The organism is Kitasatospora sp. NPDC059973 (genome assembly GCF_042737525.1).
Taxonomy (GTDB): Bacteria; Actinomycetota; Actinomycetes; order Streptomycetales; family Streptomycetaceae; genus Kitasatospora.
Window position 1 is genome coordinate 1 of record NZ_JBHWUI010000159.1, and the last position, 18,703, is coordinate 18,703.

An 18,703-nucleotide genomic window follows, 5' to 3' on the forward strand; every position below is an offset into this window, starting at 1 on the left:
CGCCCCGTGGGGGGCCGCCCCCCGGCCCGGGTTGCCCTGTCCCGGGGGGGGGGGGGGGCCGGCGGCGCCCGCGGGGGGCGGGGCGCCGCCCCCGGCCCGGCGGGTGGCGGCGGGCGCTGCCGCCGGCTCGGGGGACAGGTTCCATTCGCACTGCGGGCACCAGACGGCGAACCGGGGGTCGGCGTCGACGGGGGCGGCGCAGCGCGGGCAGTCCTGCGGTGCGGCGCCGGTGGCGGCGGGTGCGTCCGGGGCGGTGGCGGTGGGCGCGGCCCCGGTGGGGGTGGGTCTGACGGGTGTGGACACGGCGGGTGATCATGCCAGGGGCGCGGCGCCGGAGGCCAACCGTGTCACGGCCGGTAGTCCCGGGCCGAATGGAACGTGTTCTACTCCGCCCGGGCGCGTCGTGCCAGAATCGGCCCCGACCACCGACCGAGGCGAACCGGGAGCAAGCTCCATGCGCGCAGCCATCCTGCACAAGACCGGCCAGGACACGCTCGACGTCCGCGACGACGTGGTCGCGACCGGCTTCGGCCCCGGCAAGGTGAGGGTCCGCCTGCGGGCCGCCAGCCTCTGCCACTCGGACCTGTCGGCGATGAGCGGCGTCCTGCCGCAGCCCGCGCCGTTCGTTCCCGGCCACGAGGGCGCCGGCGACGTGGTGGAGGTCGGCGAGGGCGTGGCCGATGTCCGGGTCGGCGACCGCGTGGTGCTCTGCTGGATGGCGCCCTGCGGCCGCTGCGCCCACTGCGAGCGCGGGCGGGGCCACCTCTGCGTCGCGAGCCTGCGCCGGCTCGGCGCGCCGGGCTTCCGGTTCGGCGGCGACGACGTCTCGGGGGCGCCGGTGGAGGCCTCCGGCTTCTACGGCACCGGCGCGTTCGCCGAGGAGGTGGTGGTCGACCGCGACGCCGTCATCACCGTCCCCGCCGACCTGCCCTACGAACTGGCCGCGCTGATCGGCTGCGGGGTGACCACCGGCATCGGCGCCGCCGTGCACACCGCCCGGGTCGAGCCCGGGGCCTCCGTCGCGGTCATCGGCGCGGGCGGCGTCGGGATCGCCACCGTGCAGGGCGCCCGGGTCTGCGGCGCCGGCCGGATCGCCGTGGTGGACCCGGTCGCCTCGCGCCGGGAGCGGGCACTGGCCTTCGGCGCCACGGAGGCGCTGGCACCCGAGGAGCTGAAGGCCGCCGCGAAGGCCCTGCCGGGCGGCGGGTTCGACTACGTCTTCGAGGCGGTCGGCCGCTCGGCCACCGTCCGGGCCGGGTACGACGCGGCGCGGCGCGGGGGCGCGGTCGTGGTGATCGGCGCCGGCGCGCAGGACGACCGCGCGCAGTTCACCATGGGCGAGCTCTTCTTCAACGAGAAGCGGCTGCTGCCCTCGCTGTACGGCGGTGCCTCCGTGCCGCGCACCATGGCGTTGGTGGTGGAGCTGTGGCGGGCCGGGCGGATCGACCTCGCGGGCATGGTCACGCACCGGGTCCCGCTGGCGGACGTCAACGAGGCCGTCGCGCAGATGCGGGGCGGCGAGGCGCTGCGCACGGTCGTCACGCTGGACTGAGCGGCGCGGGCGTTGGCGGTCGGAGCCGGGACCGCCCGGGAGGCCGCCGTGACGCGACAGGGCCCGCCGGCGCACGCGGCGGGCCCTGTCACGAAGGACGGCGGGGCTGCGTCAGCCCCGCGCGGCGCCCAGGCCGAGGCGGTGGCGGCCGTGCGGATCGGCCTCGGGCCTGTCGTCGGGGGCGGAGGGGCCCCGGTGGCGACCGTGCGACGCGCTGTCCTCGGCCGTGGTCCCGTCGGCGTCGGTCCCGGTGATCGCGGGTCCGGTGGTGTCGGTGAGGGTGTCGGACATCAAAATCGTCTTCCGTGCGAGGGGCGGGTGGTTCGGCGCCGGCTGGCACCGCGGACGCGGTCGGGCGCGTGACCGGGCGCCTGGACCGCGCCAGGGCCGGTGATCACGGCCCGCGCCCCGGCCACCCTAACGGCCGGAACGGGCGGGATCCTATCGAGATCACGAGGGGCCTGTGAGATCTGGCCGCTAGCCCGGCCGACCGGTGCGCAGGAAGCCGGCCAGCAGCTCGTGCAGCACGGCCGCGCCCTCCTCGGCCAGCACCTCGTGTCCGGCCCCGGCCGCCTCGACGTACCGGAAGTCGGCGCCCTCGGTACGTCCGATCCGCAGCAACTCGTGGCGCAGCGCGCGGGACTGGCTCACCGGGACGACCTCGTCCCGGTCGCCGTGCACCATCAGCAGGGGCGCGCGGAGCCGGTGCGCGAGCTGGAGGACGTCGCGCGGGCCGCGGGCGTCGGCGATCGACTCGCCGCCGCCCAGCCGGGTGGTCAACGCCCTGACCGGGGTGGCCGCTTCGGCCAGCAGTCGGGCGCCGGACAGGAACGGTGCGACCACCGCGCAGCGCGCGACCTGCTCGGCGGGCGCGTGCGCGGCCGCCAGCAGGGCGAGGAACGCGCCGTAGCTGACGCCGAACAGGGCCGGTGGCTCCAGGCCGAGGGCGGCGCGCTGGCCCGCGATGCCGTCCAGCAGGTACAGGACGTCGTCGAGGTCCGGCCCGCCCCAGGCGCCGCGGATGGCCAGCGCGTGCGCCACCCCGTAACCGGTGGAGCCGCGCTGGTTCGGCGCGATCACCGCCAGGCCGCCGGCCGCCATCCGCTGCAGGGCGGGGTCGAACTCCAGCCGCCAGGCGTCGGCCGGGCCGCCGTGCAGGGCGAGGACCAGGTGCGGGCTGCTCAGCCAGGCGTCCCCGCCGTACACCACGGCCTCCAGCGGACCGGCCGGTCCGGCCAGTTCGATGCTCTGCGCGGAGTGCCAGCGCCCGCCGTCGCCCGGCGGGGTGCTGCCGTCCAGCTGCCAGCCGGCGGGCGAGCCGCGGGAGGCCCGCGATCCGCCGGGCTGCCACGGCAGGGCGGCGTCCCGCCAGGGGCCGGGCAGGCCGGAGCCGAGCGGCGCCAACTGCAGGGGCAGCGGCACCGGTCCGGGCGCCGCCGCGGTCGGACCGTGCGCCAGCAGCGTGTCCACGTCCAGGGTGGCCAGGGCGGCCGGGTGTTCGGGCGAGGAGTACGGCATGCGCAGCCCCGCGTCCGACCAGTGCCCGACCGCGCCGAGCCGCCCGGGTGGCACCGGCAGCGGGTCCAGCCGCCCGGCGGCGGGCCGCCACACGGCCAGCGCGGAGCCGGCGCCGTGGTCGATCTGGACGACCACCCGGGCCCCGTCCGGGGTGGTGCGCAGCGCCACCGGCCGCAGGAACATGCCCGCCACGTCCAGGCATTCGGGGAACCGCAGGGGCTCGCCGCCGCCGAGCAGTCCCCAGCCCAGCCGGTCGGTCCCGGGGGCGTCGCTGCGCACCATCGCGAAGCGGGTCTCCGGGTCGTACAGGACCAGCCGGTCGTTGCTGCGCTCGCCGATCTCCAGCAGCGGGGTGACCGTGCCGGTGCGCAGGTCCAGTACGACGGTGCGGACGACGCCCGCGTCGACCCGGTCGAGCGCCAGCAGGGCTCCGGTGCGGTCCAGCCAGACGCCGCCGCCGTGCGGGCCGGGGATCTCGGCGACCTGCCGGGGCTCGCCGCCGTCGGCGTACACCAGCCAGACGGTGGTGTCGGGCCGGGTGTCGGTGCCGAGCGCCAGCGCGACCGGGGTGCGGGTGCCGTCGGGCGGTGTCGCCGCGGGGAGCGGCAGCAGCCGCATCCCGGGCCGCCTGAGGGTGGCCAACGGCCGTTCCACGGTGACCGGTTCGCTGCCCGGCGCGGCGGCGGAGAGCGTCACCAGGTCGTGCCGCTCGCCGTCGTGCCGGCAGACCAGCACCGAACCGTCCGGCAGGGCGACCAGCTGGCAGCGCAGGCTCTCGGCGCGGTTGCCGGGCAGGGTCAGGGCGGTCGGTGCGGCCGGACCGGAGGCCGGCAGGGACCAGCTCTCGGCGTACCAGCCGCCGTCGGCCGCGGCGGCCAGGCAGGCGGCGTGGCTGCCATCGGTGGCGAAGGTGAAGCTGAGACGGCGCAGGGCCTGCGTCGTGGAGCGGACGGCCACGTTCACGAGGTGCTCACCCCGTCGGATCCGGGGGGCGGTCCGCCGGCCCGGGTGGGCGGCACCGGGTCCACCCAGAGCCGGGGGCCGCCGTGCCGCAGGCGCAGCAGGAAGGCCAGCGCGCCCGCCGTCCCGGTGCCGTACGCGGCCGCGCAGCCGGTGCCGGTCTCGTCGGGCAGCACCAGCAGGCCGTCGCGGAGCGCCGATCTGGCGGCGATCAGCTGGGCCAACTCCTCGGCCCCGGAGCGGAATTCCGGCTCGCCGGTGGCGGCGGCCAGGTCCAGCAGGTACTCGCCGTTGCCTGCCAGGCCGTGGCAGGCGCTGACGCCGCAGTGCCAGCGCCCGGCCAGCACGGCCCGGCCGGCGGCGAGCGCGAGTTCGTGCGCGGTCTCGTCACCGGTGGCCTGCCAGAGCCGGAGCAGGAAGGTCCCCGCGCCGGAGGATCCGCTGCACCAGTGCGCCAGCCGGACGTGCTCCGGGTCGCCCGCGCCCTGTGGCCACCAGGCCGTCGGGCGGGTGTCGGCCCGGTCACCGCTCCCGGCCGCCGCCGCCTCGCCGTACCACCCGTCGTTCGGTCCGTCGAACGGCCCGCGGTGCTGTCCGCCGTACTGTCCGCCGTGCTCCCGGCGGACGGTGGCGGCGAGCGTGTGCCCGGCCTCGGCCGCGCCGTCGAGCAGAGCCCGGTCGCCGGTGGCCCCGGCGGCGGCCAGCAGGAAGGCGCCGACGCCCGCGACCCCGTGGGCGAACCCGAGGTGGGTGATCCCGGCGAGCGCCGAGTCGAACTCCTTCGGCACCGGCCAGACCACCCCCTCCGGCGTGGGCCGGGCGGCGGCCAGCAGGCCGTGCCCGCAGCGGGCGGCCCGGGCGAGGAACTCCCCGGCCGCCCCGGGTGCGGCCGTCCGGGGGTCGGCGGCGAAGCGCAGCTGGAGGAAGCCCGCGCCGGCCGCGCCGTGGCAGACGTCCGGGTTCGGCCACTCGACGGCTATCCGGCGGGCGAGCCCGGCGGCGCGTCCGGCGAGGGCGTCGTCGGCCAGCGCCTCGGCGGCGTCCAGCAGGGCCCAGGCGGCGCCCGAGCGCCCGAAGTGCAGACCCGGCAGCACGACCGGCTCGGCGGCGCACCGGCGCTCGATCCACTCGACGGCCGTCCGCGCCGTCCGGCGGGACTCCTCGCGGACCTCCGCGGGCAGGCCGTCCGCCACGGCGGCCCGGGCGAGCAGGGCGAGGACGCCGGCGGCGCCGTGCTGCACGTTGCACGGGTCGGACCACTGCCCGGCGGGTACGGCGGGCCAGAGCCGGTCCCGCCGCAGCGGGGTGGCGGTGAGGGCGAGGTGGCGCAGCCCGTCGTGCAGCACCCGGTCGACCAGGGCGGTGGGGCCGGTGCGGCCGTCCGCCGGGCCGTCCACGGCGTCGTCCGCGGAGGCTGCGGCGCCCCGGTCCGCCGGCGCGTCGGCCGCACCCGTCACGTCGCCCGCGCCCGCCGGTCCCGCAGCGGCCGTGCTCCCCGCGCCCGGGTCGTCCGGGGCGCCCGTCAGGGCGTACCGCACCCGGGAGAGGCTCCAGCGCCGCTCCGGCTCCTGCGCCCGCAGCCCGAGCACCACCGGCGCGAGCCGCCGCGCGGTGGCGCCCGAGCGGGCGGCGAGGGCCAGCCAGCGGCCGAGACGGTCGGCGACCGGCCGGGCCCGCGGCAGGTCCTCGGGCAGCAGCGGGTCGTGACCGGTGGCGAGCAGGAAGAACAGCCCGCCGAGCGCGTACAGGTCGACCGCCGGCTCGGCCACGCAGGTGCCCTCCCGGAGGGTGCGGCCGGCGCCCCGGGCGTCCCTGCCGAGCGGGTCCCTGCCGAGCGGGTCCCGCCGCGACCGGCCCGCGCCCGCCGGGTCGAAGGAGTCCGGGACCAGGGCGAGGCGCCCCGGCCCCTGTTCGGGGGCCCGGTAGCCGGGGGTGCCGGCCGAGCCCGCCGCCCGGCCCGACTCGGTGGCGAGCTCCAGGTCGACCAGCCGCAGCGACCCGTCCGGCCGTACCAGCACGTTGCCGGGGGAGAGGTCGCGCAGGACCAGTCCCAGCCCGTGCACCCGCTCGACCAGGTCGAGCAGGGCGTGCGCCAGCGGTCCGGCCTCGGCCCAGTCCACGTCGGGGCTGCCGTCCCGGCGCAGCCGGGCCGCCACCCAGCTGCCGAGCGGCTGCCCGGTGATGCGTTCCTGCACCAGGAACAGCGAGTCGTCCTGCTCGATCAGCTCGACCGGTCGCGGCGCCAGGCCCTGCCCCTCCAGCCGCGTCAGCAGCGCGGCCTCGTGCCGCAGCGCCGCCCGGGCGTCGGTGCCGGCCCGGTCCACCTCGATGTGCGCGCGGGCCTGCTTGACCACCACCTCGGCGCCGCCGTCGGTGTCCCGGCCCAGGAAGACGCCGCCCTTGGCGCTGTGCCGGATCTCCCCGGTGACGGCGTACCGTCCGGCCAGCAGCACCCCGCCGGTGCCGCGCCGGGGCGCCGCCGGCCGGGTCGCCCCGGGTCCGCGCCCCGGCGCCGTGCCGTCCCGCGGGGGAGCCGCCGGCCCCTCGGCCAGCGGGTCGCGCGCCCACGGCGGGCAGCGGTACGAGGCTCCGCGCACGTCCTCGACCCGCTCGCCGCCCGGCCCGCGCAGCATCGACCGGTAGCCGCCGTCGTTCCCCAGCTCGGCGCGGGCCGCGAAGGCGCCGTAGCGGTAGTGCACCCGGCTGCCCGGCCGGTAGGGGCGGTCGGAGAGCACCACCGGCCCGGGCAGGCCGTCGGTGGCCCGGTGCAGCGCGGCGGCCAGCCGCCGGAACTGCTCCGCGTCCGCCGGATAGACGGTGATGAACTTGCCCGCCGAACCCCGGTCGCCGTTGCGCGAGTTGATCTCGTGCAGCTGCTCCGGTCCGGCGGCGAACTTGAAGGTGCACGGGTCACCGGCCAGTACCCCGGTGACGGCGGTCAGGACGGCGCGGCCGACCGCCGACGCCGCGCTGACATGGATCTTCCAGCCCTCGTCGGCCAGTTCCGCCGCGGCCGGCCCGGCCGTGCACCAGAAGCCCTCGACGGTGACCTCCCAGTCCCCGTCGCCTCCCCGGCCCCCGGCGCCGGCCAGTGCCGCCCGCGCCACCTCCGGCCACCCGCCGGCCGCGTCCGGCCGGTGGCCCGCCGATCCGTTCCCCCCGGCCGTACGCAGCGATGTGCCCGCCCCCATCCGCATTCACATCCCTTCGTCTCGGCCGGCGCCCGCCGGTGCCCACTGCTCCGGCACCGCGCGACGCACGCCGGCGGCCTGATCGGTTTCTCGGAAGGACGGGAGCGCGGCCCTGCCGCGTCCGCCGCGGGCCGGTCCGACCTGGCCCGCATCCCGGCCGAGTGCCCTTCCGGCTCCCTGGCCGAGGCAACTCCCTTTCGCAGAAGTGAAGTTACTTTCGGTTTCCGGACGGGCTCAACGCGTAGCGGGTCACTTCACTCGTAAGGGTGATCTGGGCGTCGTTTCGAATATGTGCGAGCCGGCCGATGTGTGCGGTGCCCCCGCGTGGCCGGGCGGCCACGGCGCCCGGACGGCCCGTGTCCCGGCCCGCGACCGCGCCCGCGGGCGCCCCGAGCGCTCCGAACGCGCCCCCCGACGGCGCCCCGGCGGCCGCTCGAACGCCGGGAACCGCAGGTTGACGCCGGGCCGCGGACCCCCGGGCCGGGCCCCGGGCGGCCCGGGCGCCCCCGCGCGCACGGTAGTCTCGACAGGTGCCGAAACTGTCCGACGTCATCACCGCGCTCGAAGAGATCTATCCGCCGCAGTGGGCGGAGTCCTGGGACGCCGTCGGCCTGGTCTGCGGAGACCCTCGGGCCGAGGTCCGCCGCGTGCTCTTCGCCGTCGACCCCGTGCGGACGGTGGTCGACGAGGCCGTCGAGTGGGGCGCCGACCTGGTGGTCACGCACCATCCCCTCTACCTGCGCGGCACCACCGGCGTCGCGGCCACCACGCCCAAGGGCCGGGTGGTGCACACGCTGATCCGCGCCGGCATCGCCCTGCACGTGGCGCACACCAACGCCGACCACGCCGACCCGGGCGTCTCGGACGCGCTGGCCGAGGCCGTCGGCCTGCGCGTCACCGGCCCGCTGGTGCCGGACCCGACGGACCCGCTGGGCCGGCGCGGCAGCGGGCGGATCGGCCTGCTGGAGCCGCCGCTGACCCTCGCCGCGTTCGCCGCCAAGGTCGCCGGGGGCCTGCCGGCCACCGCCGCCGGCGTCCGCGTCTGCGGTGACCCGGACCGCCTGATCGGCCGGGTCGCGGTGTGCGGCGGCGCCGGCGACAGCTTCCTCGCGCAGGCGCGCGAGGCCGGTGTCGACGCGTACGTCACCGCCGACCTGCGCCACCACCCGGCGTCCGAGGCCGCCGAGGCGGCGCCGGTCGCACTGGTCGACGCCGCGCACTGGGCCACCGAGTGGCCCTGGCTCACCCTGGCCGAGCGGGCGCTGCACGGCGCCGCCGAGCAGCGGGGCTGGGCCGTGGAGACGAAGGTCTCCCACCGGGTCACCGACCCGTGGACCGCGCACGCCCCCATGTCCTTCACCGCCTGACCCGATTCACAGGAGCTCTCCGCTTGAACGCCGCGCCCGCCGACCAGATCCGCCTGCTCGACCTCCAGGCCATCGACTCGAAGCTCGACCAGCTGGCCCACCGGCGTCGCAGCCTGCCCGAGCACGCCGAGATCGACAAGGCCACCGCCGACCACACCGCGCTCAAGGACCTCGTGGTGGCCGCCCAGGCCCAGCAGGGCGACACCACCCGCGAGCTGACCAAGGCCGAGCAGGACGTCGAGCAGGTCCGCAGCCGCTCCGCCCGCAACCAGCAGCGCCTGGACTCCGGCGCGATCACCTCGCCGAAGGACCTGGAGAACCTCCAGCACGAGATCGGCTCGCTCGCCAAGCGCCAGGGGGACCTGGAGGACGTCGTCCTGGAGATCATGGAGCGCCTGGAGTCCGCCCAGACCCGGGTCACCGAGCTGACCGCGCGCCTGGAGCACTCCACCGTCGTGCTGACCGAGGCCGAGGCCCGCCGGGACGCCGCCTTCGCCGAGATCGACGCCGAGGCCGACAAGGTCAAGCGCGACCGCGAGGCCGTCGTCGCCGTCGTCCCGGCCGACCTGCTGAAGCTCTACACCCGGCTGCGCGAGCAGCAGGGCGGCGTCGGCGCGGCCCGTCTCTACCAGCGCCGCTGCGAGGGCTGCCGGGTCGAGTTCGCCGTCTCCGACCTGAACGCCATCAAGGCCGAGCCCAAGGACGCGGTCGTCCGCTGCGACAACTGCGGCCGCATCCTGGTGCGCACCGCCGATTCGGGCATCTGAGCCGATGGCGGGGCGCAGGTTCGTCGTCGAGGCCGACGGAGGCTCCCGGGGCAACCCGGGGCCGGCCGGCTACGGCGCGGTGGTCCGGGACGGCGACACCGGCCTGATCATCGCCGAGGCTGCCGGGTTCATCGGCCACGCGACCAACAACGTGGCCGAGTACAAGGGCCTGATCGCCGGTCTGAAGGCGGCCCGGGAGCTGGACCCGGACGCCTCGGTGGACGTCCGGATGGACTCCAAGCTGGTGGTCGAGCAGATGTCCGGGCGCTGGAAAATCAAGCACCCCGACATGCAGCCGCTCGCCGCCGAGGCCCGGGCGGTGCTGCCGCGCGGCCAGGTCAAGTACACCTGGATCCCGCGCGAGCGGAACAAGGACGCCGACCGGCTGGCCAACGAGGCGATGGACGCGGGCAAGGCCGGCCGGCAGTGGGAGCCCAGGGCGGCCGGGGCCGAGCGGCCCGCCGTCGCCGACGAGCCCCCGCTGGAGACCGCCGCGCCCAAGGCCGGCTGGGCGGCCGCCGCCGACCTCGGCACGCCGACCACCTTCGTCCTGCTCCGCCACGGCGAGACCCACCTCACCCCGGAGAAGCGCTTCTCCGGCAGCGGCGGCAGCGATCCGGAGCTCTCCGAGAAGGGCCGCTGGCAGGCCGAGCGGGCGGCCGAGGCGCTGGCCTCGCGCGGCTCGGTCCAGGCCGTGGTCAGCTCGCCGATGCTCCGCACCCGGCAGACCGCCGAGACCGTCGCCGCCTGCCTCGGCCTGGAGGTCCGCTACGAGGACGGCCTGCGCGAGGTGGACTTCGGCGCCTGGGAGGGGCTGACCTTCGCCGAGGTGCAGGAACGCCACCCGGAGGACCTCAACGCCTGGCTCGGCTCGGCGAAGGCCAAGCCGACCGGCGGCGGCGAGAGCTTCACCGCGCTCACCCACCGGATCGGCGTCGCCCGGGACAAGATCCTGGCCCGCCACCACGGCCGGACCGTCCTGGTGGTGTCGCACGTCAGCCCGATCAAGACCCTGGTGCGGCTGGCGCTCGGCGCCCCGCCGGACTCGCTCTACCGGATGGAGCTGTCCGCCGCCTCGCTCTGCGCCGTCCAGTACTACGCGGACGGCAACGCCTCGGTGCGGCTGCTCAACGACACCGGGCACCTGCGCTGACGCCCCGGCGGCGGGCCCACCGGAGCCCGCCGCCGGCGCCGTTCGGCGCGGCTCAGTGCACCTCGGTGACCACCACGTCCAGCTGCCAGGGCTTGCGGGCGGTGCCCTCGGCCGCGACCTCCACCCGGTGCCCCAGTCCGAGCAGCGCGTCCACCAGTTCGCCGGGCGTCTTCGGTTCGGCCCCCGCCACCAGCAGGTCACGGACCAGCCGGCCCTTGGTGGCCTTGTTGAAGTGGCTCACCACCGATCGCTTGCCGTCGCGCTCCTGGAGCACCCGCACGGTGGCCGTCCGGGTCACCAGCTCACCGGCCGGCTTCCACGCCGCCGCGTACGCGGAACTGCGCAGGTCCAGCACCAGGCCGTCGGCCACCTCCGGCAGCACGGACGCCGTCGCGGCGCGCCAGTACGGGCCGAGGGCGCCCGGGCCGGGCAGCTTCACACCCATCGAGCAGCGGTAGGGCGGGATCCGGTCCCCGATCCGGACGGCGCCCCAGAGGCCGGAGAAGACCAGCAGCGAGCGCGCGGCCCGGTCGTACGCGGCCTCGTCCAGGGTGGCCAGACCGAGGTTGTCGAAGAGCACGCCGGTGTACACCTCGCCGGCGGGCCGCGCACCGGCCGTCGGCAGCCCCGCGTTCCGGGCCACCTCGCCGCGCAGCCCGGGGCTCAGGCCGAGCACCCCGGCGGCGGCCTCCTCGTCCCCCCGGCAGAGGCCGACCAGGGCCTCCAGCACCCGCGCCCGCGCCGCCGTCAGCCCGGGCAGCGACAGCGCGTCGAGCGCCACCGGAACGCCGTCCCCGGACGCGGCCTTGCCCTCCGAGGGCGGCAACAGCACCAGCACAGCGGACTCCTCAACATTGTGTGGCGGGCGAACCCCGCCACCCTACGCAAGCCGGCCCGGCGGCGGGTAACCCCGCTACCGCCCGGGCCGCGGGGGCGCCGCCGCGACCAGCGCCGCCCCGGCGCCGAGCGCCAGGCAGAGCGGCGAGTAGTAGCGCGCGTTCAGCCGCCTGAAGCGCTCCGTCCGTTCGTTCAGCACGCCGAAGACCAGCGGCCCGGCCGCCCCGCGCGCCAGCAGGACCCCCGCGGCCGTCCGGACGCCGGCCCGGCGCACCCCGCGCGGCCCGACCGCCGGCAGCGCCCCGGCCTCCGCGCCGACCAGGTAGGCCGCCGTGCCCAGCAGCCCCGCCACCGCCAGGCAGGCCGCCGCCGGCGGCACGCCCTCGCCGGTGCCGATCACGGTGTCCGCGAACTCCTGCGGCGACCGCGCCGGCCACGGCGTCACCGTCCAGAGCGCGTGCAGCGCCCCCGTCACCGCCAGCCCCCCGGCCACCGCCGCCCCCGTCACCCGTACCGCGTCCATCCGCCGAGCCCCCTTCCGCGTCCGATCGATGGGGCCACCCTACGAGCGCTTACGGAGAACCCGTTGGGCCGCCGCCCGGCCGCGGCATACGGTGGCACCGAAGGAGAGTGACGAGATGACCATGCGCCCCCTGGACCTGGTGCCCGGCGACGACGACGCGGTGGAGGAGTCCCTGCCGGTCCGGCTGCCCGCGGACCTGCCGCCGCGGACCCGGCAGGCCCTGGAGTTCGCGCTCCGGGCGGCGGCCCAGGCGGTGCTGGCCGGCCGGGTGCGCGTGACCGGGGCGTCCGGCCCGGACCGCGCGGAGCTGGCCTTCGACGTGCGGCAGTCCGAGCTGCCCGAGGCGCTGGCCGAGCGGCCGGCCGCCGGCAGGGAGGAGCGCCGGGCCGCCATGGTCGCCCGGATCCGCGCGGCCAACGCGGAGACGCTTGAACGGCTGAAGGACCTGTGACCGGGCAGCGGCCCGGCGACGACGTCGAGTACCTCGACCTGGCGGACGTCAGCTACCTCGCCGGCGGCCCGGAGAACATCCGCGACGAGGGCGCGCTGCTCTCGGCCCTCGGCCGCCCGCGGGCGACCGTGTTCGGCGCGGACGCCTACCCCGACCTCTGGACCAAGGCGGCCGCGCTCGGCCAGAGCCTCGCCCGCAACCACCCGCTGATCGACCGGAACAAGCGCACCGCCTTCGAGGCGATGCTGCTCTTCCTCGACTACAACGCCGAGCCCTACACCGACCCGCACCCGGACGACGCCGTCGCCTTCGTGCTCCGCCTGGCCACCGGCGGCTACGACGACGCGGTGGCCCTCGCCGCCAAGGACCTCAGGGCGCTGCTCGGCCGCTGAGCGGGGCGGGCCCGGCCGGCCCGGCGGCCCGGGCGCGGACGTCGGCGCGCCCTGCCGCCGACGTCCGACCGGAATCACCCGATTCGCCCTACGCTGCCTGCATGCCACGCCGAAAACTGCGCGTCAAAGCCGCCGACTCGGCCCGGATCAACGCCGAACTGGCCGAGCTGCGCGCCCGCCTGGAGATCCGTACCGAGTGGCCGGAGGCCGTGCTCGCGGAGGCCGAGCGGGCCGCCGAGTCGCCGCGGCTGCCGGAGTACGACGCGACCGACCTCCCGCTCTTCACCGTCGACCCGCCCGGCTCCCGCGACCTCGACCAGGCCATGCACCTGGCCCACCGGCCCGGTGGCGGCTACCGGGTGCACTACGCGATCGCCGACGTCGCCGCCTTCGTCCGCCCCGGCGGCGCGATCGACGCCGAGGCCCGCCGCCGCGTCCAGACCCTCTACTTCCCCGACCACCGCGTCCCGCTGCACCCGGCCCGGCTCAGCGAGGACGCCGCCAGCCTGCTGCCCGGCGAGACCCGCCCGGCCCTGCTCTGGCAGCTCGACCTGGACACCGACGGCGCCGTCGTCCTCGCCGACCTGCGCCGCGCGCTGGTTCGCTCGCACCGCCGGCTCGACTACGACGACGTCCAACGGGCCGTGGACGCCGGCGGCGCCGACGAGCAGCTCGCCCTGCTCGCCGCCGTCGGCCGGCTCCGCGAGGAGCAGGAGCGGGCCCGCGGCGGGATCAGCCTGCCCGTCCCCGAGCAGGAGATCGAGGAGACCCTGCACGGGTACGTCCTCGGCTACCGCGCGCTCGGTCCCGCCGACGGCTGGAACGCCCAGATCTCCCTGCTCACCGGGACCGCCGCGGCGGACCTGATGCTGGACGCCGGCGTCGGCCTGCTGCGCACCCTGCCCGCCGCGCCCGCCGCCGCGTACGAGCGGCTGCGCCGCACCGCCCGCGCGCTCGACATCACCTGGCCGGACGACCTCCCCTACCCCGACCTCGTCCGCTCGCTCGACCCCGGGGCCCCGCTGCACGCGGCCTTCCTCAACGAGTGCACCGGACTGCTGCGCGGGGCCGGCTACCGGGCCTTCGACGAGGCCCGGGGCCTGCCCGCCCCGGCCGACCCGGTGCACGCCGCGCTGGCCGCCCCGTACGCGCACTGCACCGCGCCGCTGCGCCGGCTCGGCGACCGCTTCGCCCAGGAGGTCTGCGCGGCCGTGGCCGCCGGCGAGGAGGTGCCGGACTGGGTCCGGGAGGCACTGCCCGGCGTCCCCGCCCTGATGGCGGCCGGGGACCGCCGCTCGGCCGAGGTCGAACGGGCCTGCGTGGACCTGGTCGAGGCGGAGCTGCTGGCCGGCCGGGAGGGCGAGGACTTCCCCGCGGTGGTCATCGACGTGGACGAGCAGCGGCCCGCGCGCGGCACCGTCCAGCTGCGCGAACCCGCCGTCCGGGCGCGCTGCGAGGCGGCGGGCGGGGCGGTGCTCCCGCTCGGCGGCCGGATCGTCGCCCGCCTGACGCAGGCCGACCCGGCCACCCGCACCGTCCGCTTCGCCGCGCTCTGAGGCGTTCTGACGCGCGTTCCGACGCCCCCCGCGCCGGACCCTCCGCGCCCGGGCCTCCCGCCCGGACCGCCCGGACCGCCCGGCCCGTCCGGGGCCGCGCCACCCGGACGGGCCGATCCACCGCCGCTCCGGGGCGCCCGGGTGGGAGGATCGAGCCGTGGCCGAACCGACCTCCCTCCCCGCGCCGTCCGCCGACCCGGGCCGGCGCCGCAGGCTGCTGATCCTCGGGATCTGCTGCCTGAGCCTGTTCATCGTCGGGCTCGACAACACCGTGGTGAACATCGCCCTCCCGGCGATCCAGCAGGACTTCGACGCCCCGGCCTCCGGCCTGCAGTGGATCATCGATGCCTACACCCTGGTGCTGGCCTCGCTGCTGATGCTGTTCGGCTCGGTGGCCGACCGCTTCGGCCGCCGCCGGGTGTTCCAGACCGGTCTGCTGCTCTTCGTGCTCGGCTCGCTGCTCTGCAGCCTGGCGCCCAGCCTGGAGTGGCTGGTGGTGTTCCGGGCGGTGCAGGCCGTCGGCGGCTCGATGCTGAACCCGGTGGCGATGTCGATCATCACCAACACCTTCACCGAACCGCGCGAACGGGCCCGGGCGATCGGCGTCTGGGGCGGGGTGGTCGGCATCTCGATGGCGCTCGGCCCGCTGCTCGGCGGGTTCCTGGTGGACATCGCCGGCTGGCCGGCGATCTTCCTGATCAACGTCCCGGTCGGGCTGGTCGCCTGCCTGCTGACCGCCCGTTACGTCCCCGAGTCGCGCTCGCCCCGGCCCCGCCGGCTGGACCCGGTCGGCCAGGTGCTGATGGTGGTCCTGCTCGGCTGCGGCACCGCCGCGATCATCGAGGGCCCCGAGCACGGCTGGACGTCCCCGCTGATCCTCGGGCTCGGCGCGGCCGCGCTGGCCGCGCTGGTGGCCTTCCCGTTCTGGGAGCTGCGGGTGACCGAGCCGCTGGTCGATCCGCGGTTCTTCCGCAGCGCGCCGTTCACCGGAGCCACCGTCACCGCGGTCTGCGCCTTCGCCGCGCTCGGCGGCTTCCTCTTCCTCAACACCCTGTACCTGCAGAACGTCCGGCACTACAGCCCGGTCGAGGCGGGCCTGTGGACGTTGCCGATGGCCGGGATGATGCTGGTCTGCGCGCCGCTCTCGGGCCGGATCGTCGGCGGCCGGGGGCCGCGCGGCCCGCTGGTCGCGGCGGGTCTCGGCCTCGCCGCCAGCGGGCTGCTGCTCACCCGGCTCACCGCCGACTCCCCACCGGGCCTGCTGCTGGCCGCCTACGCGCTGTTCGGCTTCGGCTTCGGCATGGTCAACGCGCCGATCACCAATGCCGCCGTCTCCGGGATGCCGCGCGCCCAGGCGGGGGTGGCGGCGGCGGTCGCCTCGACCAGCCGGCAGGTCGGCCAGTCGCTCGGCGTCGCGGTGATCGGCACGGTGGTCACCTCGGCCGTCGTGGGCCCGGTCGCCACCGGCTTCGCCCCGGCCAGCCACGCCGGCTGGTGGATCGTGACCGGGCTGGGTCTCGCGATCCTCCTCCTCGGGCTGGTCACCACCACGGCCTGGGCCACCGGCACCGCCACCCGGGTGGCCGCCCGCCTCGGCGGCGACCCGCCCCTCGTCCGGGCCGGGGTACGGGACGCCCCGCCCGAGCGGTTACGATGACCACTACGGCGGAAGAGCCGGCCGGGCGGTCGCGACGGGTCCTCAGGGCCCGCCGAGGAACGTCCGGGCTCCACAGAGCAGGGTGGTGGGTAACGCCCACCCGGGGTGACCCGCGGGACAGTGCCACAGAAAACAGACCGCCCACCGCTTCGGCGGCGGGTAAGGGTGAAACGGTGGTGTAAGAGACCACCAGCGACCGGGGTGACTCGGCCGGCTCGGTAAACCCCACCTGGAGCAAGGTCAAGATCGGTGCCTCCGGGCACCGTGCGCGGATGTTCGAGGGCTGCTCGCCCGAGTCCGCGGGTAGACCGCACGAGGCTGTCGGCAACGGCAGTCCTAGATGGATGACCGCCTCCCCGGGCCGCGCGAGCAGCCCAGGAGACAGAACCCGGCGTACAGGCCGACTCTTCCGCCCCTCTCCGCTCCCGCCCGCCCCGGCACGGGCGCGGGCAGCGCCCGCCCGTGCCGGGAGCGACCGGCCCGTGCGCCGCTCAGGCCGGGTGGGCCCCGACCGCGTCGCGGATCTGTTCGCCCAGGCCGCCGTTGACCCGGGCGCAGTGCGCGCAGCAGAAGAACCGGCCGGCGACCTCGACGCCGTGGCCGACGATCCGGACCTGGCAGTGCTCACAGCGCGGGGCGAGCTTCTCCATCGCGCACTCGAAGCTGTCGAAGGTGTACACGTCGCCGGTGATCGTCTTGATCTCGAAGGACAGCCAGTAGTCGTTGGAGCAGACGTCGCAGACCGCCATGGGGCCGTCTCCCTTCCTGTCGGGGGGCTGACCGACCTGGCGGGCGCTCAGCCCTCCCAGTCTCGGAGCCCCCGGGGGGAGCGGCCACTCGGCGCACCCGGTCAGGCGGACCGGGCGGACAGCTCCTCCAGGGCGCGCACCGCGCGGTCGGCGTCGTCGGCGCCGACGAACAGGTGGTCGTGGTGGAAGCCGGCCACCACGTTGCAGCTGATCCCCTCCTCGGCGAGCCGCACCGCCACGGCGGCGGTCAGGCCGACGGCCTCCAGCGCCGAGTGGATGTGCAGGGTGATCCAGGCCGCCACGTACTCGTAGCGCAGGCCGAGCGCGTCGGCCTCCTCCTGCGCGACCACCACCGTCACCCCCTCGGGCTCGGCGACCGTCACCACCGGCCGCATCCCGGCGGGCACCTTCGCGGGCAGCGTGCAGTACACGTAGCGCCCCGGGTTGAGCCGCGGGCGCATGCCGCGCAGCAGGGTCGCAAGATCTCGTTCTCCGGCCATGCCCGCCACCGTAACGGCTGGGGGGCGGGCACCGGCCCGCCGTCGCGGCGTGTCGGTGCCCGGGCCCGGCCCCCGGTCAGCCCTGCGTCTTGTGGCGCCGGCTCTTGAGCATCAGGGCGCGCGAGAACTGGTCGTCCGCCGTGGTGGTCCGCTTGGGGAAGTTGGCGTTCATCAGCTTCTGGTAGGCGTCGGGCCGGAACTCGGCCATCAGCAGCCAGCCGCTGCGGACGTAGTCGGTGGGCGCGCTGTTCCCGGCGCCGTCGGTGCCGTCGATCTTGCCCGCGTAGTGGTGCGGCGGCTTGCTCATCACGTCCACGAAGGTGTTCGCGAGCGGGGCCAGCATGGCCGGGGTGATCTTGTAGCGGCCGGACAGGTAGGCCCGGTACAGGCCCGCGCAGTCCAGGCTGCCGTGGTTGTTGTCCTCCTTGCCGTTGGTCGCCGGGGCGTACCCCCAGTCGTAGGCGGGCCTGCCGGCGGGGTCGGTGTAGGTGCGCACCGAGGAGAAGAACCAGTCGACGCTGCTCTGCACCAGGGCGTCGTACCGCTTGACCCGCTTCGGGTCGTCGCCGAGGAGCTGGTGGGCGATCGCCAGGTTCTGGAAGGCGTAGTCGAACATCATCTGCTGGTTCCACGGCACCGGCTGGCCGCCCTTGTAGGGCGAGTCCGCGGCGAAGTACTGGCGGTTGCCCTTGGAGACGTCCAGCAGCCGGGCCAGGATGTGCCGGTCGACGGCGGTGTCCGCCTCGGCGACGAACCGCTTGGCCCGGTCGAGGTAGGTGGCGCCGTACCCGTGCGGGTCGCCGGTGGTCACCGGTGTCTGCCAGAGCGCCGGCGTCCGCAGGATCAGCCGGGCGCAGTTGGCGAGGTGGCCCACCGGGTCGCCCTGCTCGCCGCCGGTGCCGACGGGCTTGGTGGTGACGTCGTTGGGCCAGGCGGGGTCGACCTTGCCGGTCCAGAGCACGTGCTGCCCGACCGGGCGCTTGGCCAGGTCGTTGCGCTCGGAGAGGACGGCGTCGCAGAAGACGATCATCCGGTCGAGGATCGCCCGGTCGGCGGAGACCTCGTACACCAGGCCCATCGCCTTGGTGTCCTCGCCGCTGTGGCCCTGGGCCCACTGGTTGCCGATGTTGTCGGCGGCCGGGGTGAGCGTCTTGATGTACGCGGTGAAGGACTTGATCTCGTCCGGGGTGACGGGGCCGTCCAGGCTGCTGAACGTCAGGGCCGGGCGGGCCTTGCCGACCGCTGCGACGGAGGCGGTCGCCCCCGTCCCCTCCGTCCCGGACGCCACGCCGGCGACCGCGATCACGCCGGCGCTGAGACAGGCCAGCGTCGTGCTTCCGAGCAGGACCTTCACGGGTTTCTTCGGTGCCATGCGCGGACCTCCTGGGCATCGGTCAGCCGTCTGACCGGGGTGAGCCGTCGTGGGGGGGGCCCCCCCCCCCCCCCCCCCGGCCCCCCCCCCCCCCCCCCCCCCCCCCCCCCCCCCCAAAACCCCCCCCCCCCCCCCCCCCCCCCCCCCCCCCCAAAAAA

At 76.6% G+C, this 18,703-nt stretch carries 16 protein-coding genes and 1 other RNA gene; 9 read left to right on the forward strand and 8 right to left on the reverse strand.

Annotated features, from left to right (window positions below):
• Positions 1 to 454: 454 nt before the first annotated feature.
• On the forward strand, positions 455 to 1,552 hold the full coding sequence (locus ACFWA9_RS31380; RefSeq protein ID WP_352286904.1) for an alcohol dehydrogenase catalytic domain-containing protein: 1,098 nt from the start codon (positions 455 to 457) through the stop codon (positions 1,550 to 1,552).
• A gap of 111 nt (positions 1,553 to 1,663) precedes the next feature.
• Here the strand turns inward: ACFWA9_RS31380 and ACFWA9_RS31385 are convergent, their stop codons facing one another.
• The 3 genes from ACFWA9_RS31385 to ACFWA9_RS31395 form a co-directional block, all read right to left on the reverse strand.
• Positions 1,664 to 1,843 (reverse strand): hypothetical protein, encoded by a 180-nt coding sequence (locus tag ACFWA9_RS31385; protein ID WP_329487407.1) that lies wholly within the window; start codon positions 1,841 to 1,843, stop codon positions 1,664 to 1,666.
• A gap of 186 nt (positions 1,844 to 2,029) precedes the next feature.
• Positions 2,030 to 4,033, reverse strand: a complete 2,004-nt coding sequence (locus ACFWA9_RS31390; RefSeq protein WP_380391591.1) for an alpha/beta fold hydrolase — start codon at positions 4,031 to 4,033, stop codon at positions 2,030 to 2,032.
• Complete coding sequence (locus ACFWA9_RS31395; RefSeq protein ID WP_380391594.1) at positions 4,030 to 7,221, reverse strand: lanthionine synthetase LanC family protein; 3,192 nt, start codon at positions 7,219 to 7,221, stop codon at positions 4,030 to 4,032. The genes ACFWA9_RS31390 and ACFWA9_RS31395 overlap by 4 nt, the downstream gene beginning before the upstream one ends.
• Positions 7,222 to 7,751: 530 nt before the next feature.
• Between ACFWA9_RS31395 and ACFWA9_RS31400 the strand changes: the two genes are divergently transcribed.
• From ACFWA9_RS31400 to ACFWA9_RS31410, 3 genes are read left to right on the forward strand one after another with little or no spacing between them, the layout of a single operon-like run.
• Complete coding sequence (locus ACFWA9_RS31400; RefSeq protein WP_380391597.1) at positions 7,752 to 8,588, forward strand: Nif3-like dinuclear metal center hexameric protein; 837 nt, start codon at positions 7,752 to 7,754, stop codon at positions 8,586 to 8,588.
• 23 nt (positions 8,589 to 8,611) lie between these two features.
• The gene (locus tag ACFWA9_RS31405) at positions 8,612 to 9,355 is read left to right on the forward strand and encodes a C4-type zinc ribbon domain-containing protein (RefSeq protein WP_329487403.1); all 744 of its coding nucleotides are present in this window, start codon (positions 8,612 to 8,614) and stop codon (positions 9,353 to 9,355) included.
• A gap of 4 nt (positions 9,356 to 9,359) precedes the next feature.
• Positions 9,360 to 10,508: a bifunctional RNase H/acid phosphatase gene (locus ACFWA9_RS31410; RefSeq protein ID WP_380391600.1), complete on the forward strand. Its 1,149-nt coding sequence runs from the start codon at positions 9,360 to 9,362 to the stop codon at positions 10,506 to 10,508.
• 52 nt (positions 10,509 to 10,560) lie between these two features.
• Here the strand turns inward: ACFWA9_RS31410 and yaaA are convergent, their stop codons facing one another.
• Positions 10,561 to 11,346 carry a peroxide stress protein YaaA gene (yaaA, locus tag ACFWA9_RS31415; protein ID WP_352286912.1) on the reverse strand — a complete coding sequence of 262 codons (786 nt, stop codon included), beginning with the start codon at positions 11,344 to 11,346 and terminating at the stop codon, positions 10,561 to 10,563.
• 75 nt (positions 11,347 to 11,421) lie between these two features.
• Positions 11,422 to 11,868, reverse strand: a complete 447-nt coding sequence (locus tag ACFWA9_RS31420; RefSeq protein ID WP_380391603.1) for a DUF3995 domain-containing protein — start codon at positions 11,866 to 11,868, stop codon at positions 11,422 to 11,424.
• Between the two features lie 115 nt (positions 11,869 to 11,983).
• On the opposite strand from ACFWA9_RS31420, the gene ACFWA9_RS31425 reads away from it, so the two are divergent.
• The 5 genes from ACFWA9_RS31425 to rnpB all read left to right on the forward strand — a co-directional run bounded on the left by ACFWA9_RS31425 (position 11,984) and on the right by rnpB (position 16,336).
• On the forward strand, positions 11,984 to 12,319 hold the full coding sequence (locus ACFWA9_RS31425; protein WP_352286915.1) for a hypothetical protein: 336 nt from the start codon (positions 11,984 to 11,986) through the stop codon (positions 12,317 to 12,319).
• Entirely contained in the window at positions 12,316 to 12,711 is a 396-nt protein-coding gene (locus ACFWA9_RS31430; protein WP_352286918.1) for a Fic family protein, read from the forward strand. Before ACFWA9_RS31425 ends, ACFWA9_RS31430 begins: the two co-directional genes overlap by 4 nt.
• A gap of 101 nt (positions 12,712 to 12,812) precedes the next feature.
• The gene (locus tag ACFWA9_RS31435) at positions 12,813 to 14,267 is read left to right on the forward strand and encodes an RNB domain-containing ribonuclease (RefSeq protein ID WP_380391607.1); all 1,455 of its coding nucleotides are present in this window, start codon (positions 12,813 to 12,815) and stop codon (positions 14,265 to 14,267) included.
• A 157-nt stretch (positions 14,268 to 14,424) separates the two neighbouring features.
• Positions 14,425 to 15,924 (forward strand): DHA2 family efflux MFS transporter permease subunit, encoded by a 1,500-nt coding sequence (locus ACFWA9_RS31440; protein WP_329487398.1) that lies wholly within the window; start codon positions 14,425 to 14,427, stop codon positions 15,922 to 15,924.
• A 13-nt stretch (positions 15,925 to 15,937) separates the two neighbouring features.
• Positions 15,938 to 16,336: RNase P RNA component class A (gene rnpB, locus ACFWA9_RS31445), an RNA gene on the forward strand.
• Positions 16,337 to 16,415: 79 nt separating this feature from the next.
• Here rnpB and ACFWA9_RS31450 read toward each other — a convergent pair.
• The 3 genes from ACFWA9_RS31450 to ACFWA9_RS31460 all read right to left on the reverse strand — a co-directional run bounded on the left by ACFWA9_RS31450 (position 16,416) and on the right by ACFWA9_RS31460 (position 18,545).
• On the reverse strand, positions 16,416 to 16,673 hold the full coding sequence (locus tag ACFWA9_RS31450) for a Prokaryotic metallothionein (protein WP_329487397.1): 258 nt from the start codon (positions 16,671 to 16,673) through the stop codon (positions 16,416 to 16,418).
• 101 nt (positions 16,674 to 16,774) lie between these two features.
• Complete coding sequence (locus ACFWA9_RS31455; RefSeq protein WP_329487396.1) at positions 16,775 to 17,173, reverse strand: ACT domain-containing protein; 399 nt, start codon at positions 17,171 to 17,173, stop codon at positions 16,775 to 16,777.
• Positions 17,174 to 17,249: 76 nt separating this feature from the next.
• Complete coding sequence (locus ACFWA9_RS31460) at positions 17,250 to 18,545, reverse strand: hypothetical protein (protein ID WP_380391611.1); 1,296 nt, start codon at positions 18,543 to 18,545, stop codon at positions 17,250 to 17,252.
• Positions 18,546 to 18,703 lie beyond the last annotated feature (158 nt).